This is a genomic window from Actinomadura roseirufa (genome assembly GCF_900659635.1).
GTDB classification, from domain to species: domain Bacteria; phylum Actinomycetota; class Actinomycetes; order Streptosporangiales; family Streptosporangiaceae; genus Spirillospora; species Spirillospora roseirufa.
This window is the reverse complement of sequence record NZ_CAACVB010000167.1, coordinates 1-17797: the sequence shown is the minus strand read 5'-3', so window position 1 is coordinate 17797 and position 17797 is coordinate 1. Positions and strand designations below refer to the sequence as shown.

Annotated in this window: 12 protein-coding genes; 9 read left to right on the top strand and 3 right to left on the bottom strand. The window is 73.7% G+C overall.

The annotated features are described in order from the left end of the window. From E1291_RS28255 to secD, 4 genes are all read left to right on the top strand, one after another. Nucleotides 1-1302: DUF1906 domain-containing protein (locus E1291_RS28255; protein WP_131741125.1), on the top strand; the 1302-nt coding region annotated here is incomplete at its 5' end. Between the two features lie 253 nt (nt 1303-1555). Then, a complete protein-coding gene (locus E1291_RS28250) occupies nt 1556-2944 on the top strand; it encodes a glycine--tRNA ligase (RefSeq protein ID WP_131741124.1) in 1389 nt (462 codons plus the stop codon). A 111-nt stretch (nt 2945-3055) separates the two neighbouring features. Then, the gene (locus tag E1291_RS28245; RefSeq protein WP_131741123.1) at nt 3056-3445 is read left to right on the top strand and encodes a hypothetical protein; all 390 of its coding nucleotides are present in this window, start codon (nt 3056-3058) and stop codon (nt 3443-3445) included. A 66-nt stretch (nt 3446-3511) separates the two neighbouring features. Further along, entirely contained in the window at nt 3512-5776 is a 2265-nt protein-coding gene (gene secD / locus E1291_RS28240; RefSeq protein ID WP_131741122.1) for a protein translocase subunit SecD, read from the top strand. A 38-nt stretch (nt 5777-5814) separates the two neighbouring features. Here the strand turns inward: secD and E1291_RS28235 are convergent, their stop codons facing one another. The 3 genes from E1291_RS28235 to E1291_RS28225 all read right to left on the bottom strand — a co-directional run bounded on the left by E1291_RS28235 (nt 5815) and on the right by E1291_RS28225 (nt 10087). Then, the gene (locus E1291_RS28235) at nt 5815-6909 is read right to left on the bottom strand and encodes a septum formation family protein (RefSeq protein WP_131741121.1); all 1095 of its coding nucleotides are present in this window, start codon (nt 6907-6909) and stop codon (nt 5815-5817) included. Between the two features lie 54 nt (nt 6910-6963). After that, the gene (locus E1291_RS28230) at nt 6964-7989 is read right to left on the bottom strand and encodes a septum formation family protein (protein ID WP_131741120.1); all 1026 of its coding nucleotides are present in this window, start codon (nt 7987-7989) and stop codon (nt 6964-6966) included. A gap of 211 nt (nt 7990-8200) precedes the next feature. Beyond that, on the bottom strand, nt 8201-10087 hold the full coding sequence (locus tag E1291_RS28225; RefSeq protein ID WP_242614422.1) for a glycoside hydrolase family 15 protein: 1887 nt from the start codon (nt 10085-10087) through the stop codon (nt 8201-8203). A 287-nt stretch (nt 10088-10374) separates the two neighbouring features. Between E1291_RS28225 and ppdK the strand changes: the two genes are divergently transcribed. The 5 genes from ppdK to E1291_RS28200 all read left to right on the top strand — a co-directional run. Then, nucleotides 10375-13062, top strand: coding sequence for a pyruvate, phosphate dikinase (ppdK, locus tag E1291_RS28220; RefSeq protein ID WP_207400983.1), 2688 nt, complete (start codon nt 10375-10377; stop codon nt 13060-13062). 135 nt (nt 13063-13197) lie between these two features. Then, a complete protein-coding gene (locus E1291_RS28215; protein ID WP_131741118.1) occupies nt 13198-14010 on the top strand; it encodes a YdcF family protein in 813 nt (270 codons plus the stop codon). 60 nt (nt 14011-14070) lie between these two features. Next, nucleotides 14071-15393, top strand: coding sequence for a deoxyguanosinetriphosphate triphosphohydrolase (locus E1291_RS28210; RefSeq protein WP_131741117.1), 1323 nt, complete (start codon nt 14071-14073; stop codon nt 15391-15393). 166 nt (nt 15394-15559) lie between these two features. Continuing rightward, a complete protein-coding gene (locus E1291_RS28205) occupies nt 15560-16786 on the top strand; it encodes an NAD(P)/FAD-dependent oxidoreductase (RefSeq protein ID WP_131741116.1) in 1227 nt (408 codons plus the stop codon). Nucleotides 16787-16870: 84 nt separating this feature from the next. Further along, nucleotides 16871-17797 (top strand): MFS transporter (locus E1291_RS28200; protein ID WP_131741115.1); only part of this gene is annotated, 927 nt, incomplete at its 3' end.

Sequence of the window (17797 nt, the reverse complement as noted above, 5' to 3'; positions counted from 1 at the left end):
CCGCCGGCCGGCGCCGGGCGCACCGTGCGCTACCGCGGGCTCCGCATCCCCGTCCCGGCGGGCTGGGCGGTGCGCGACCTCGACGCCGACCCGTCCCGGTGCGTCCGCTACGACCGCCACGCGATCTATCTCGGCAGGCCGGGCCCGCAGCCCGACTGCCCCGCCCGTGTCGTCGGCCGCACCGAGGTCCTCCACATCGCCCCGCTGGACGGCGCGGCGGCGCCCGCGGCCCCGGCGCCGCGTCCCCGCATCACACCGGAGACGGGCGGGCGGACGGGCGCTCCGGCGGCGGCCCGCGTCCACCGGCCGGCATCGTTCACCGTTCCGCGGAACGTCGCCCAGGAGACGCGCCTCGCGCTGCCCGAGGCCGGAGTCGTGATCACCGGCGTCTACGGCACCGACCCGGCGGCCCTCCAGCGGGTCCTGCGCGGGATCGAGCCGATCTCCGTCCGGCCCGGCGCCCCGCGTCCGGCCGGGGTCGCGCCCACGCCCCCGGACGACCCGTCCGACATGCTGGACATGGGGGACATCCCGCCGGACCTGCTCCCCGGCGAGCCGCCGCCCGGCCCGGCGGAACCCGACGGCGAGCAGCCCGGCGAGCCCGCCGTGGAGGCGCACCACGCGTGGGCGTCGGGCAGGGGCTTCGACACGTGCACGGCGCCCTCGCTCGCCACGATGCGCGCCTGGCGCCCCTCCTTCAAGGTCACCAACATCTACATCGGCGGCGCCGCGCGCGGCTGCGCCCAGCCCAACCTCACCGCGTCGTGGATCAGGCAGGTGCGCCGCATGGGCTACCGCATCACGCCAACCTACGTCGGCATGCAGGCGCCCTGCGGCCACCGCCCGCAGCGCTTCACCGCGGGGAACGCCGCGTCCCAGGGCGCCAGGAACGCCGCGGACGCCGCCCTTAGAGCCCGCGCGCTCGGCATCCCGCACCACAGGCCCATCTACTTCGACATGGAGGCGTACAGAGGAGGCCACGCCTCCTGCAAAGCCGCCGTACTGCGATTCGTGGACGCGTGGGTGCGCGGGCTGAGGGCCCGGGACTACGTCCCCTGTCTCTACAGCAGCGCCAAGTCCGGCATCCGCGACGTCGGCAGGGCCACCGGGATCAGCAAGCCGGGCTGCATCTGGTTCGCCAATTGGGACGGCATGGCCCGCCTGTACGGCGACCCCTTCGTCAAGGACGAATGGTGGTCGCCGCACCGGCGCGTCAAGCAGTACCGGGGCGGTCACAGAGAACGGCACGGCGGCGTCACGCTGAACATCGACAGCGACATCGCCGACGGCCGCGTCTACTGAGCATGCCCGCCCGGCGGCGCACGGGGGGCGCCGGGCGCCCGGCAGGTCGCCGTCCGGGTACCCCCTCCGGTGCCCTAAGCTGGGAATGCTCGGAGGCGCCGGCGCCGACCGCGCCTCACGGCAGCATCGCACCACTCATCCGCACAGTGCCCGTCACCGTGCTCATTACCGGGGATCACACGCGCCCCCCGCCCGCCGCGGACCGGGGGCGCCGCCACTGTCCCGCCGACCGCCAGCCGGATGGAGAATGCTCATGGCACGCCGTTCCGATGTGTTGGACACGATCGTCAACCTCGCCAAGCGGCGGGGCCTGGTCTACCCGTCGAGCGAGGTCTACGGCGGCCTCCGCGCGTCCTGGGACTACGGGCCGCTCGGAGTCGAGCTGAAGAACAACGTCAAGCGCCAGTGGTGGAAGTCCATGGTGCAGGGCCGCGACGACGTCGTCGGCCTCGACTCGTGCGTGATCCTCGCCCGCGAGGTGTGGGAGGCCAGCGGCCACGTCCAGGCGTTCGTCGACCCGCTCACCGAGTGCCAGTCCTGCCACAAGCGCTTCCGGGCCGACCACCTCGAAGAGGCCTACGAGGAGAAGCACGGCCGCCCCCCGGCGGCGGGCCTGGCCGACATCTCCTGCCCCAACTGCGGCGTCAAGGGCTCCTTCACCGAGCCGAAGATGTTCAACGGCCTGCTCAAGACCTACCTCGGCCCCGTCGAGGACGAGTCCGGCCTGGCCTACCTGCGTCCCGAGACCGCGCAGGGCATCTTCATCAACTACCTGAACGTGCAGCAGTCCGCGCGCCGCAAGGTGCCGTTCGGCATCGGCCAGATCGGCAAGTCGTTCCGCAACGAGATCACGCCGGGCAACTTCATCTTCCGCACCCGCGAGTTCGAGCAGATGGAGATGGAGTTCTTCGTCAAGCCCGGCAGTGACGAGGAATGGCACCAGTACTGGATCGACGAGCGGCTCCAGTGGTACGTCGACCTCGGCATCCGCAAGGAGAACCTCCGGCTGTACGAGCACCCGGCCGACAAGCTCTCCCACTACTCCAAGCGCACCGTCGACGTCGAGTACCGCTTCGACTTCGTCGGCAGCGAATGGGGTGAGCTCGAAGGCGTCGCGAACCGCACCGACTACGACCTGACCACCCACTCCAAGGCGTCCGGCACCGACCTGTCGTTCTTCGACCAGGAGTCCGGCGAGCGCTTCACCCCCTACGTCATCGAACCCGCGGCGGGCGTCGACCGCTGCACGCTCACCTTCATGATGGACGCCTACGCCGAAGACGAGGCGCCCAACGCCAAGGGCAAGCTCGAGAAGCGCACCGTCATGCGCCTCGACCGGCGGCTCGCCCCCGTCAAGGTCGCCGTCCTGCCCCTGTCGCGCAACAGCGACCTCTCGCCGAAGGCCCGCGACCTCGCCGCCCAGCTCCGCCGCAACTGGAACGTCGACTTCGACGACGCCGGGGCCATCGGCCGCCGCTACCGCCGCCAGGACGAGATCGGTACCCCCTTCTGCGTCACCGTCGACTTCGACACCCTCGAAGACGACGCCGTCACCGTCCGCGAACGCGACTCCATGAGCCAGGAACGCATCGCCCTGAGCCAGGTCGAATCCTTCCTCGCCGCCCAGCTGATCGGCTGCTAGCCCTCCTCGCGGGAGCCCCCCGGGCCCGCGGCCGCGCCGTGCGGGCCCTTCGGGGGGTTGAGTTGGGCTAGGTTGGCGGGGAGTTCGCGCCGTCGCCCAGAGGAGGACCGCATGGGTTACATGCGTGTCCTGTCTCGGTTCGCCAGGGTGCGGCTGCTGGTCCTCGCGCTCGGGGTCGCCGGGATCGCGGTTCCGGCCCCCGCGGTCACCGGCGGTGTGCCGGGCGCGGTCGTCCGGGTCGCGGGCGCGGAGAACGCGTCCGCCCGGGAGCGGATCTCCAGGCCCGGCACGGGCGGTCACCGCGAGACGGCCGTACCCGCGGCCGCGCGGCATGCCGCTGCCGGCGCGCAGCTCACGCATGCCGGGCTTCCGGTGGGCGGCGTCGAGGTGGCGCCGCCGTCCAGGGCGGCCGTCCGGGCGGTCGCCGTTCCCGCCGCGCCCGTGCTCGTCGTCCGGCACGCGCCCCGCGGGCGCGCGCCGCCCTCCACCACACGGATCTGACGTCCCTGTTCGCGGTTCCGCACGCCCGGAGGCGGCGGCGCCGGATTTCCGTGTGGAGGTTCCCCCTTGTCTCGCGCCACCCTGGTGCGGGCGGCATTGGCGTTCGCCGTGCTCGCCGCGTCCCTTTTCCTCGCCCTGTCCAAACCCGCCCGCCTCGGTCTCGACCTGCGCGGCGGCACACAGATCGTCCTGGAGACGCGGGACGCGCCGCCGGTGCGGGCCGGCCGTGAGGCCACCGACCGGGCCCGGGAGGTGCTCCTGCGCCGGATCGACGCGCTGGGCGTCGCCGAGGCGTCCATCACCCGGTCCGGGGACCGGCGGCTGATCGTCGAGCTGCCCGACGTGCAGGACCCGTCCCGGGCGAGCGCCATGATCAGGCGGACCGCGCAGCTCACCGCGCATCCCGTCCGCGCCGACACCGGGCCGCCGCGCGAGGGCGAGCGGGTCGTGCCGGACGAGCGGGGCCGGCCGGTCCGGCTCGGGCCCGCCGCGCTCACCGGCGCCGGCGTCCGCTCGGCGGACGCCTCGTTCGACCCTCGGGACCCGGGCTGGTCGGTCGGCGTCTCCTTCCGCGGGGACGGCGGCCGCGCCTGGGAGCGGCTCACCGCCCGCGCCGCCTGCGCCGCCGGGGACGACCGGCGCGTCGCGTTCGTCCTGGACGGCACGGTGATCTCCTCGCCTCAGGTCGCCGCGGACGTGCGGTGCGGCACCGGCATCACCGGCGGGTCCACCCGGATCACCGGGGACTTCGGCGCGGACGAGGCCAGGGACCTCGCCGCGCTGGTGGAGGGCGGGGCGCTGCCGGTGCCCGTCAAGGTCGTCGGGCAGCAGGTGGTCGGGCCCACGCTGGGCGCGGCGGCGATCGAGGCGAGCACGCGCGCCGCGATCGTCGGGGTGGCGCTGACCGGGCTCTTCATCGTCGCCGTCTACCGGCTCGCCGGGCTGATGGCCACGGTCGCGCTGGCCGGGTACGCGCTGATCTCCTACGCGGCCCTCGTCGCGGTCGGCGCGACGCTGACGCTGCCCGGCCTCGCCGGATTCGTGCTCGCCGTCGGGATGGCGATCGACGCGAACGTGCTGGCCTTCGAGCGGGCGCGGCAGGAGCGCGCCGCCGCGCCGGGCCGGGGGCCGCGCGCGGCGCTGGCCCTCGGGTTCACCCGGGCCTGGACGGCGATCGCCGACTCCGCCGCCACCACGCTGCTGGCGGGCGCGCTGCTGTTCTTCCTCGCCTCCGGGCCCGTCCGCGGGTTCGGCGTCACGCTGGTCATCGGGGTCCTCGCCTCGCTGGTGTCGGCGATGCTCCTGGCCCGCGTGCTCACCGACGCCGCCCTCGCGCGGCTTCCCCGCGCGGCCCGGCGGGACGTGAGCGGGCTCGGCGGGACCGGACGGATCCGGCGGTGGCTCGAACGGCGCGAGCCCGACCTGATGCGGGGGCGGCGGCTCTGGCTCGCGGCGTCCGGGCTGGCCGTCGTCCTCGCCGTGACGGGCATCGCCGGGCGCGGCCTGAACCTCGGCGTGGAGTTCACCGGCGGCCGGCTGGCCGAGTACACCACGAGCCGCCCCGTGGACATCGACGCGGCCCGCTCCGCCGTGGTGGACGCCGGGTTCCCGCGCGCCGTGGTGCAGAGCTCGGGTGAGCGGGGCGTCTCCGTCCGCACGGCCGATCTCGGCGACGCGGGGGAGAAGCGCGTCCACGACGCGCTGGCCGGCGTCGGCGGCGGCGCGGTGAAGCTGCGCGACGAGCTGATCGGGCCGAGCCTCGGCGCCGAGCTGCGGGTCAAGGCGGTCGCCGCGCTCGGCGTGGCGCTGGCCGTCCAGCTCGCCTATCTGACGGTCAGGTTCCGCTGGACGTTCGGTGCGGGGGCCGTGCTCGCCATGCTGCACGACGTGCTGATCGTCACGGGCGTGTTCGCATGGCCGGGCAAGCCCGTCGACGGTGTCTTCCTCGCCGCGCTGCTCACCGTCATCGGGTACTCGGTGAACGACTCGGTGGTGGTGTTCGACCGCGTCCGGGAGCTGCGGGCGGAACGGCCCGGCGTCCCGTTCGCGCGGATCGCGAACCTGGGCGCGCTCCAGACCGTGCCGCGGACCGTCAACACCGGCATGGGCGCGATCTTCATCCTGGCGGCGCTGGCGGTGCTCGGCGGCGGCCCGCTGACCGACTTCGCCCTCGCGCTGCTGGTCGGCATCGGTGTCGGGACGTACTCCAGCGTCTTCACCGCGACACCCCTGGCCGTCGTCTTCGAGCGATTCGCCCCGGCCCCGCCGGCCCCGAGGGAGCGGCGGAGGCCGGGTCGCCGGGCGCCCGGCGACTCGGGCGCCGTCGTGTGACCGGAATCCGGCCGGGCGCCGCCGGGCGCCCGGCCGGCTCAGCGCGGGACGATCGGCCCCTTCGTCGGGCCGTGCAGGCTCTCGGCGATGCAGACCAGCACGCGTGACCCCTCGGCCCAGCCGGCCTTGGGCGGATAGGCGTAGGAGATCTGCTCGGGAACCCACCGTGCCTTGAAGATCGCCTTCCCGCGCGCGGCACAGTAGTCGCTGGACTTGCGGGCCATGGCACGCGTCCCCGGGTAGGGGCCCGCCGGGAGGCGGCGGACGGCGTACACCTCGGTCAGGTGCGGCTCGCCGCAGGGGACGGCGCGTTGCTGAGCCGGCCCCTGCCTCCACTTCTGGAAACAGTCGCCGGGGGCCATCTCCTGCAGCATCTTGGCGGCCTCGTCAATGGTCGCGGCGAACGGCGCCGTGAGGGTGTCGTGTCCGGTGAAGTGCAGGACGCACGAGATCGTGTGCTTGCCGTTCCGCCAGGCCGTCTCGTCGGGCCGCAGGAAGTGGAGCTCCAGGTCATCGGCGTATCGGCTCTTCCGGAGGCGCCTGAGCTGAGCTCTGCAGACTTCGGCGACCTTGGCCCTGATCTCCGCCTCGCCCGGATAGGGGCCGTCGGGCAGCGGAGACTGGGCCACGATCTCTTCGGTATGGGGCCGCGTGCACGGGACGGTGTCGACCGTGCCGATCGCCTCCTTGGCCGCGGGCCCGGTGAAGCAGTCGCCGACCCGCAGCGACGCCGGGGACACCCGGCCGTCCGCGCGGTCGTGGCGGGTGCCGCGCAGCGCGTCGAGGTTGAGGGCCGCGCCGCCGATGATCAGGATCCAGCAGACCGAGACCGCGATGGCGCCAAGGGCGATCTCCTTGCCCTTGACCGTCCCCTCCTTGATGTGGACGAGCGCGGCGATGGCGAGGATCAGCGCGAGCGGGGACAGCCCCACCAGCCCGGTGATCAGCGCGGTGATCGCGAGCTTGCTCGTCCGCACGGGCGCGCCGGGGTACTCGTCCCCGTGCGATGGGGGCGGGGGCAGGTGGCCGGTGGACGCGGCCGGGGACCAGGCGGGCTCCGGTGGCGGGCCCGGGGAAGCCCAGCCGGGCTCGGGACGGGGCGGGACGCCCTCGGCGTCCGGGGGATCGGTCATGGGAGCGAGCCCTCTCTCTCGGCTCTGGGGACGGACGGAACGGGCGGCGCCCTCCTAGGCGCGGAACAGGGGCGGCGCCACCGACGTCGTGAGCCGTCCGGGGCCCGTCGCGCGGATGTGGCACACCACCAGCCGGTCGCCCTCGGCCCCGGGGACGGGCGGGGATCCGTCCTCCAAGGAGACCAGCGGCAGGACCGCGGCCCGGAGCGTGAAGCGGCCGCGGGCCGGATGCCGGGCGAGCCGTCCGGCCCACCGGCTCGCGCACCGACCGGCCGCCCTGGTCCGCAGGACCTTCTCCTCGGTGCCCGAGTACGCGCTCATCGTGAGGCCGCCGAGGACCTGGGCGTCGTGCGGCCTGGCGCAGTCCTGGTACCGGACGCTCGGCAGCCGCTCGTCGGGGGGCAGGTCGAAGCAGTCGCTGGGATTCAGTTCGTCCCACATGCGGAGCCGCTTGCCGAGGGCGTTCACCCGGCCGGTCATCTGGACGGCCTGCGGGGCGGTGGCGGCGCATCGGACGGCCCGGTCGCGCGGCCACCCGGCCCGCTGGGGGAGCAGGGCGACCACCTCGCCCCCCTCGACGGGCGACCGCGTGCGGAACCGCTCCAGCAGCCGCTTCCAGCAGCCCGGCCGCCCGGTCGCGACCAGGATGTCGCTGCCGGGCCAGAGCGTGTCCGGGACGTCGAAGGTCAGGATCAGCTCCGCCTCGTGCGGGCGGTCGCAGGGGACGATCCGCGTGTCGGTCATCAGCCGCCCGTTGGGGAAGTCGAAGCACTGGCCGACCTTCGGATAGGGCTGGACGCCGGCCGGCACCGCGCCGCCGCCGTCGGCGGAGGTGACGGCCACGGCCACCACGGCCGCCAGCGCCACGGCCCAGGCGAGTCCGGCGGCGAGCCCGGCCACGGCGAGCCCGCGGCCCCGGTCGCCGTGCCGTCCCGTCCGGGGGAGGGCGGCGAGGGCGCAGCCGACCGCGATCATGAACAGTCCGAGCAGCCCGGTGATCAGCGCGATGACGGCGAGCCGGTTCGTCCGGCGGGCGCGCGGCGGGCCCGCGGGAGCCTGGGCGGTCGGTGGCGTGATCACCCGAGGACCGTAAACGACAACTCCGACAAAGCGCGCAAGTTGCGCAAGCCTCGTGGTCAAGTTGTGATCATGGAACGTGCCACCGTGCTCGCCCGCCCGCGCGGGAGAAGGGGCCGATCTCCCCGGCGCCCCCGGCCCGCTTCACTCCGGCCCGGCTCGCGCCGGGTGCCCGCTGTCCGGATCCGGACAGCGGGCCTCACGCGCCGGCCGGTCAGGCCAGCGGCGGCTGATGCTCGTCGTTCTCCGCCCGGATCACCTGCATCACCGCGTTGATCAACGCGAGATGGGTGAACGCCTGCGGGAAGTTGCCGAGGTGCCGTCCCGTGTGCGGGTCGATCTCCTCGGCGTACAGCTGCAGCGGGCTGGCGTAGGACAGCAGCTTCTCGCACAGTGCCCGCGCCCGCTCCAGCTCACCGATCATCACCAGTGTGCTGACCAGCCAGAACGAGCAGATCGTGAAGGTGCCCTCGTCCGACTCGAAGCCGTCGTCGGTCTCGGTCGCCCGGTAGCGCAGCACGAGGTCGTCCTCCGACAGCTCGTCGGCGATGGCGAGGACGGTCTCGCGGACCCGCTTGTCGTCGGCGGGCAGGAAGCCGAGCAGCGGGATCAGCAGCGCCGAGGCGTCCAGCGCCGTGGCCCCGTAGTGCGCGGTGAACACCCCGCGCTCGTCCAGCGCGTTGGCGAGCACATCGGCGTGGATCTCGTCCGCCGCGGCCTGCCAGCGCCGGACCCGGTCCTCGTCGCCGCGGATGCGGGCCAGCCGCGCGCCCCGGTCGGCGGCGACCCAGCAGAAGACCTTGGAGGAGGTGAAGTGCTGCGGCTCACCGCGCACCTCCCACATGCCGCAGTCGGGGATCCGCCAGTTGGCCAGGGCGTCCTCGACCTGCTTCACCACGATCTTCCAGAGCCGGTCGTCGAGCCGGTCCCGCTTGCGCACGAACAGGTAGATGGAGCCGATGATCGCGCCCCACACGTCGTGCTGGGCCTGCATGTACGCCTCGTTGCCGATGCGCACCGGACGGGCGTTGTCGTACCCGCTCAGGTGTTCCAGCGTGGACTCCGGCAGCTCCTCGCGGCCGTCCAGCCCGTACATGATCTGCAGCTTGCCCTCGGCGGCCTCGGCCACGTCGGTGATGAAGTAGAAGAAGTCGTTGGCCTCCCAGTCGTAGCCCAGGGTGTAGAAGGCCCACAGCGCCATCGTCGAGTCGCGGATCCAGGTGTAGCGGTAGTCCCAGTTCCGGTCGCCGCCCGGCGCCTCCGGCAGCGAGGTCGTCGCCGCGGCGGCCACCGCGCCGGACGGCGCGAACGTCAGGCCCTTGAGGGTGAGCGCGCTGCGCTGCAGGTGGCTGCGCCACGGGTGGTCGGGGAAGCGGCCCCGGTCCAGCCAGTGCTGCCAGTGGTGGACGGTCCAGACGAGCCGTTCCTGTGCCTCCTCGTAGGTGCCCGGCGCCTCGTGCTCGCTCCACGACAGGGCCACGAAACGCGCCTCGCCCTGCTTCAGCAGCGTCCTGGACGTGGCGAGCGACCCCTCGAAACCGACGTTCATGTCGGTGCTGAGGCGCAGCCCGACGCCGTTGCCGCGCGCGACGGCCTCGTGGTACCCGGCGCCGGTGTGCTCCCAGCGGGCGGGCGTCTGGCCGTAGTCGAAGACGGGCATGCAGTCGAGCCGGACCTGGACCTGGCCGTTCACGCAGCGCACCATCCGCAGCAGGACGTGGTCGGCGTCGTAGTCCGTCGGAGCCCTGCGGTGCGTGTGGGAACGTTCCGTCTCGTGGTGCCACGGGCCCATGAGCAGGGCGTCCGTCACCACCAGCCAGCCGCCGTGCACCCACCAGGTGGTCTCCATCACCATGGTGCCGGGGATGTAGCGCTGCGCCGCGGGCACCTCCACGCCCGCCGGACCGACCCGGAAGTACCCCGCGTCGCGGTCCAGGATGGACCCGAACACGCTCGGCGAGTCCATCTTGGGCAGGCACATCCACTCGATGTTGCCGCTCGGCGCGACCAGCGCGGTCGTCTCGCAGTCGGACAGGAATCCGAAATCGGCGATGGGGGCGAACGGGTCTCCCGCCCGGCCGCCGGCGACCTTCGGCCTCACAACGTCACCTCCTTGATCCATCATTCCCTTTCTCCCGCCATGGGTACGCCTTGCGCGGCAGTGTTCGCCCACTGCCGCACCCGGACTGGATTAGACCACTATCCAGCCTCTGAGCTGCGATGACGCCCATCCGTGGACCGGGCGCCGATCGAGTCCCGGCGACGCGGGTACAGTCCCGGCAAACGGGACAGCGGACCCGCTGCCGCCTGGGGAAACGCGATGCCGCGGTCCAGACGGCGGCGATCCGGCCCTGTCCTGGCAGGAACCGGAGCGAGAAGGAGCTCCCCGTGCCGAAGTTCGTGTACGACTTCACTGAGGGAAACAAGGACCTCAAGGATCTGCTGGGCGGCAAAGGCGCCAACCTGGCCGAGATGACCAACCTCGGCCTGCCCGTGCCTCCCGGGTTCACGATCACCACGGAGGCCTGCCGGCACTACCTCGAGCACGGAAGCCTGCCCGAGGGCCTCACCGGCGAGGTGGAGCGCCATCTCGCCGCGCTCGAGGCCGCGATGGGCAAGCGGCTCGGCCAGAGCGACGACCCCCTGCTGGTCAGCGTGCGCTCCGGCGCCAAGTTCAGCATGCCGGGCATGATGGAGACCGTCCTCAACATCGGCCTGAACGACGAGTCCGTGCACGGCCTCGCCGCGCAGGCGGGCGACGAGCGGTTCGCCTGGGACTCCTACCGCCGGTTGATCCAGATGTTCGGCAAGACGGTGCTGGACATCGACGGCGAGCTGTTCGAGGAGGCGATCGAGGCCGCCAAGAAGGCCCGCGGCACCAAGAACGACGTCGACCTGCGCGCCGGCGACTTCAGGGACCTCGTCCGGCGGTTCAAGGCCATCGTCCGCGAGGAGACGGGCCGCCCGTTCCCCACCGACCCGCGCGAGCAGATGGACCTGGCCGTCCGCGCCGTGTTCGATTCCTGGAACGCCCCCCGTGCGATTCTGTACCGCCGCCAGGAGCGCATCCCGGTCGACCTCGGCACCGCGGTGAACATCTGCTCGATGGTCTTCGGCAACCTCGGCATGGACTCCGGGACGGGCGTCGCCTTCACCCGCGACCCCGCCTCCGGCCAGCAGGGCGTCTACGGCGACTACCTGCAGAACGCCCAGGGCGAGGACGTCGTCGCCGGCATCCGCAACACGGTGCCGCTGACCGAGCTGGAGACGATCGACAAGGGCTCCTACGACCGGCTCCTCGAGATCATGGAGACGCTGGAGAACCACTACCGCGACATGTGCGACATCGAGTTCACGATCGAGCGCGGGAAGCTGTGGATGCTGCAGACCCGGGTCGGCAAGCGGACGGCCGGCGCGGCGTTCCGCATCGCCTGCCAGCTGCTCGACCAGGGGCTCATCGATCGGGACGAGGCGGCCCGGCGGGTCACCGGGCACCAGCTGGCCCAGCTGATGTTCCCGCGCTTCATCGCGAAGGTCGACGGCGTGCGGCGCCTCACCCGGGGCATGAACGCCTCGCCCGGCGCGGCCGTCGGCAAGGCGGTGTTCACCTCCGAGCGGGCCGTGGAGCTGGCCGGGCGCGGCGAGGACGTGATCCTCGTACGCCGCGAGACCAACCCCGACGACCTGGCCGGGATGGTCGCGGCCCAGGGCGTGCTGACCTCCCGCGGCGGCAAGACCTCGCACGCCGCCGTCGTCGCCCGCGGCATGGGCAAGACGTGCGTCTGCGGCGCCGAGGAGCTGGACGTCGACGTCAAGGCGGGACGGTTCACCGCGCCCGGCGGCGTGACGGTGACCGAGGGCGAGATCGTCTCGATCGACGGCTCGACCGGTGACGTCTACCTCGGCGAGGTGCCGGTGGAGGACTCGCCCGTCGTCCGCTACTTCGAGGGCGAGCTCGCGGCCGGTGACGGGGACGAGCTCGTCGCCGCGGTCGACCGCGTCATGGCGCACGCCGACGCCCGCGCCGCGCTGCGGGTGCGCGCCAACGCCGACAACCCCGAGGACGCCGCGCGCGCCCGCCGGTTCGGCGCGCGGGGCATCGGGCTGTGCCGCACCGAGCACATGTTCCTCGGCGACCGCCGGCGGCTGGTCGAGGACCTGATCCTCGCCGAGGACGACGCGGAGCGCCGGGCCGCGCTCGACGCCCTCGAACCGCTGCAGAAGCGGGACTTCGAGGGGATCTTCGAGGCGATGGACGGCCTGCCGGTCACGATCCGGCTCATCGACCCGCCATTGCACGAGTTCCTCCCCGACATCACCGAGCTGTCGGTCAAGGTGGCCCTCGCCGGCGACGACGCGGACCCGAAGGACCGGAGACTGCTCGAGGCAGTCAACCGACTGCACGAGCAGAACCCTATGTTGGGATTGCGGGGCGTGCGCCTGGGTTTGGTGATTCCGGGACTGTTCTCGATGCAGGTGCGGGCGATCGCCGAGGCGGCCGCCGCGCGGCGCCGGGCCGGCGGCGACCCGCACCCGGAGATCATGATTCCGCTGGTCGGCGCCGTCCAGGAGCTGGAGGCCGTCCGCGAGGAGGCCCGCGGCATCCTGGCCGAGGTCGGCCGGGCGAGCGGGGTGGACGTGCACGCGCTCATCGGCACCATGATCGAGCTGCCCCGGGCGGCGCTGACCGCCGCGCAGATCGCCGAGGCCGCCGAGTTCTTCTCGTTCGGGACGAACGACCTCACCCAGACCACGTGGGGCTTCTCCCGGGACGACGTGGAGGCGGCGTTCTTCTCCCGCTACCTGGAGCTGGGGATCTTCGGTGTCTCGCCGTTCGAGACCCTCGACCGGGACGGCGTGGGCCGGCTCGTGCGTGTGGCCGCCGAGGAGGGCCGCCGGGCCCGGCCGGGGATCAAGCTCGGCATCTGCGGCGAGCACGGCGGCGACCCCGACTCGGTGCACTTCTGCCACGAGGTCGGCCTGGACTACGTCTCCTGCTCGCCGTTCCGGATCCCGGTCGCGCGCCTGGAGGCGGGCCGCGCCGCGATCGCCGCCGGTGCCGGCGGCGGCCGCTGACCGTCCCGCGGGTCATCACGCGCCGTGGCGGCGGCCGGGTCCGGCCGCCGCCACGGCGTGTTGTGGAACGGGCGACACGCCGGACTTGTGAACCTTGCACGCACGCCGGACCATCTAAGTAACGTGGCCAGTGCGATGACCGTGGAAGTGGAAGTGCCGGAGATCGACCCGGACGAGATGGACGATGCGGAAGAGCGCCCCCGCCGGCGTGGGCGCCGGGGCCGCGGCCGGGGGCGGCGCGAGCGCTCGCTCTGGTTCGTGATCCCGGTGTGCGTGATCTCCGGGCTGGTGGCCATCGTCGTCCTCACGCCGCTCACGGTCGGGGCGCGGATCTGGTACCAGGCGCGCAAGGACGAGCGGCCCCGCTCGGACGCGATCATCGTGCTGGGGGCCGCGCAGTACAACGGCGTGCCGTCCCCGACGCTGAAGTGGCGGCTCCAGCACGCGCTGGAGCTGTACCGCGCGGGGGTGGCGCCCGCGATCGTCACCGTGGGCGGCAAGGCGCCCGGCGACAACTTCACCGAGGCCGACTCCGGCCGCAGGTGGCTGATCCAGAAGGGCGGGGTGCCCGCCGCCAAGGTCGTCGCGGTGCCCATCGGGCGGGACACGCTGGAGAGCTTCAAGGCGGTCGGCAAGGAGTTCAAGCGGCTGCGCTGGTCGTCCGGCGTGATCGTCACCGACCCCTGGCACGGCCTGCGCTCCAAGCGGATGGCCGAGGCCAACGGCATCAGCGCCGCCGCCTCGCCCACCCGCAGCGGGCCGAGCGTGGAGACCCGCGACACCCAGATGCACTACATCGTCCGCGAGACCGGCGGCTACCTGTCCTACGTCCTGCTGGGCAAGAGCGTGAAGGCGCCCGAGGAGACGATCAAGAGCATCCACCTCGACCCGGCCGACGGCGGCACGCCCGGCCCGTCCGGTTCGCCCACCGGGACGCCCACTCCCTGACCCGCCGCCCTTTCCCCGCGGTCATCGGCCTGTCACGCCGCCCGCTTACCCTGGAAGAAGATGACCGACTACTCCGACGCCGCCCGCGGGTCCGCCCCGGCCGGCTACTCCGACCGCGACCGCGAGCGCTGGGCCCCCGAGCCGGCCAAGCGCCGCGATCGCACCGCGTTCGAACGCGACCGCGCCCGCGTCCTGCACAGCGCGGCGCTGCGCAGGCTGGCGGCCAAGACGCAGGTGGCCTCCCCGGGCGCGGACGCCGGCGCCGACAACGTGCAGAGCCTGCGCACCCGCCTCACCCACTCGCTGGAGTGCGCGCAGGTCGGCCGCGAGCTCGGCAAGTCCCTCGGCTGCGACCCCGACCTGGTCGAGGCGGCGTGCCTGTCGCACGACATCGGGCACCCGCCGTTCGGCCACAACGGCGAGGCGGCGCTCAACGTCGTCGCCCGCGCCTGCGGCGGCTTCGAGGGCAACGCGCAGAGCCTGCGCGTCCTGACCCGGCTGGAGCCCAAGTCGTTCGCTCCGGACGGGCCGCCCCTGCACGGCCGCAGCGTCGGCCTCAACCTGACCCGCGCCGCGCTGGACGCGGCGATGAAGTACCCGTGGCCGCGGTCGGCCGCGGTCAACGGCAAGTTCGGTGTCTACGACGACGACCTGGAGGTCGCCCGCTGGGTGCGCGAGGACCCGGGCGGCGCCGGCGCGGACGGCGGCGCGGCCCCGGGCCGGACGTGCTTCGAGGCGCAGGTGATGGACTGGAGCGACGACGTCGCCTACTCCGTCCACGACCTGGAGGACGCCCTGGTCGCCGGGCACATCGACTTCGCCCGGCTCGCCGACCCCGGCGAGCGCCGGCTCGTCGCCGCCACCGCGGTCAAGCTCTACTGCGCCGACGCCGACCTGGCCGAGCTGGAGGAGCGCTTCACCACCCTGCTCGCCGAGCCGTACTGGCCCGACCGCTACGACGGCACCCCGCGCAGCCTCGCCGCGCTGAAGAACCTCACCAGCACCCTGATCGGGCGGTTCTGCCTGGCCGCCGAGACCGCCACCCGGGCCGCCTACGGCGACCGGCCGCTGACCCGCCACACGGCCGAGCTCATCGTCCCGAGGGAGCAGCGGCTGGAGAACGCGCTGCTCAAGGGGATCACCGCGCACTACGTGTGGATCAGCCACGAGGAGGTCAGGGCCCGCCAGCGGACCCTGATCACCGAGCTGGCCGAGCTGATGCTGGCCGGCGCCCCCGGCACGCTCGACCCGGGGTTCCGCGCCGCCTACGTCGAGGCCGGGGACGACGCGGCCCGGCTGCGCGCCGTGGTCGACCAGATCGCCTCGCTCACCGACCTGTCCGCGATCGCGCGGCACCGGATGCTGGGCGACCGAGCCCGCTGAGCCCCGCCGCGCCCGGCCGCCCCGACCTCGCCGGACGCGGGTCCCGGCCGCGCCCGGCGGGCCGCCCTGGTGACGCCAACCTGGCCCGACGCGCCGGACGGCGGCCCTTGTCTCATCACCTGGCGCCGCTGTAGGGATAGCTAGAAGCCATCTACAGGAGGTCGCCATGCCCGAGGAGACGTTCGTCATCGTCGGCGCCGGCCTGGCCGGCGCCAAGGCCGCGGAGACGCTCCGGGAGGAGGGCTTCACGGGCAGGGTCGTGCTGGTCGGCGAGGAGATCGAGCGGCCGTACGAGCGGCCGCCGCTGTCCAAGGGCTTCCTCCTGGGCAAGGAGGAGCGCGACAAGGCCCACGTCCACGAGGCCGACTGGTACGACAAGCACGATGTGGAACTGCGCCTCGGGGTCACGGCGGAGGCGGTCGACCGGGCGGAGCGGCAGGTCCGCCTGTCGACCGGGGAGCGGGTGCCCTACACGAAGCTGCTGCTGGCGACCGGGGCGTCCCCGCGCCGGCTCGACGTCCCGGGCGCCAAGCTCCAGGGCATCCACTACCTGCGGACGATGGCCGACTCCGCGGCGCTCAGGCAGGCGCTGGCGCCCGGCGGCCGCCGGGTCGTCGTCGCCGGGGCGGGCTGGATCGGGCTGGAGACCGCCGCCGCCGCCCGCGAGTACGGCAACGAGGTCACGGTCATCGAGCCGGAGCCCGCCCCGCTGCACGCCGCCGTCGGGCCCGAGATCGGCGGCGTGTTCGCCGCGCTGCACCGCGAGCACGGCGTCGACCTGCGTCTCGACCAGGGCGTGGCCGGATTCTGGGGCGCCGGCCAGGTGTCGGCGGTGGTCACCTCCGGCGGCGCCGAGGTGCCCGCGGACGTGGTGATCGTCGGCATCGGCGTCCGGCCGAACACGCGGCTGGCGGAGGAGGCCGGGCTGGAGGTCTCCGACGGGATCCTCGTCGACCAGTCGCTGCGCACCTCCGATCCGGCCGTCCACGCCGCGGGCGACGTGGCAAACGCCTACAACCCGCTGCTCGGCCGCCGGATCCGGGTGGAGCACTGGGCGAACGCGCTGACCGGCGGCCCGGCCGCGGCGCGCGCCATGCTCGGCCGGGAGGTCGTCTACGACCAGGTGCCGTACTTCTTCAGCGACCAGTACGACCTCGGCATGGAGATGGCGGGCGTGGCGGCGCCCGGCGAGTACGACGAGGTCGTCCACCGGGGCGACGTCGAAGGCCGGGAGTTCATCGCGTTCTGGCTGTCGGGGGGCCGCGTCGTCGCGGGCATGAACGTCAACGTGTGGGACGTCACCGACGACGTCCAGGCCCTGATCCGCGCCGGCCGCCCGGTGGACACCGCCCGGCTGGCCGATCCGCAGGTCCCGCTGTCCGCCCTGGCCTGACCGGACCGCCCGGCTCACCTGGGCTTTTTCAGCCAGCGAAACGCCGCTGGCGGTCGCCGGGGCGGGCGCCGTACAGTCGGCCGGATGGCGATGGAGACGGCCGTGCGGCTGCGCCGCGCGCGGGTCGCGGTGACGGTGGTGTTCACGGCGCACGGCATGGTCTGCGCCGCGTGGGTGGCGCGGATCCCGCAGATCAAGGAGCACCTCGGGCTGAGCGCGGGCGCCATGGGCCTCGCCATGCTCGGCGCGCCCGTGGGCGTCATGGTCGCCGTGCGGTTCGCGGGCCGGGCCGTCGGCCGGTGGGGGAGCCGCGCCGTCACCCTGGCGGCGGGCGTCGGCGCCGCGCTGTCGCTCGTCCCGCTCGGCCTGGCCTGGAACCTGGGCTCGCTCGTGTGCGCGCTGGCGCTGCTGGGCGCCGGGATCGGGCTGATGGACGTGAGCATGAACGCCCAGGGCGTGGCCGTCGAGCGCGGCTACGGCCGCCCGCTGATGTCGGGCATGCACGGCGCGTACAGCGTCGGCAACCTGCTCGCCGCGCTGGCCGGGTCCGCCGCCGCGCACGCGCATCTCCCGGTCGCGCTGCACCTGACGGTGGCCGCGGCGGTGCTGGTGACGCTGGTGGCGGTCGGCTGCCGGGATCTGCTGGATCGTTCCATCGACGTCGTGCCGGAGCCGGCCGCCGCAGGAGCGGCCGTCATGGGCTCCGGGCCCGGCGTGGACGGCGCCGGACGCCCGGCCGGGCGCTGGCCGCTGGTCCTGCTGGGGGTCATCGGGCTGTGCTCGTTCGTCGGCGAGGGGGCGATGGCGGACTGGAGCGCGATCTACCTGCGCGAGGACCTCGGGACGGGACCTGGCGTGGCCGGGCTCGGCTACGCGGGGTGCGCGGTCGCGATGACGGGCGCCCGGCTCTTCGGGGACCGGATCGTGGCCCGGCTCGGGCCGGTGCGGGTGCTGCGCGCGGGGGCGCTGGTCGCCGCCGCCGGGCTCGGCGCCGGGCTCGCGGCGGACGGG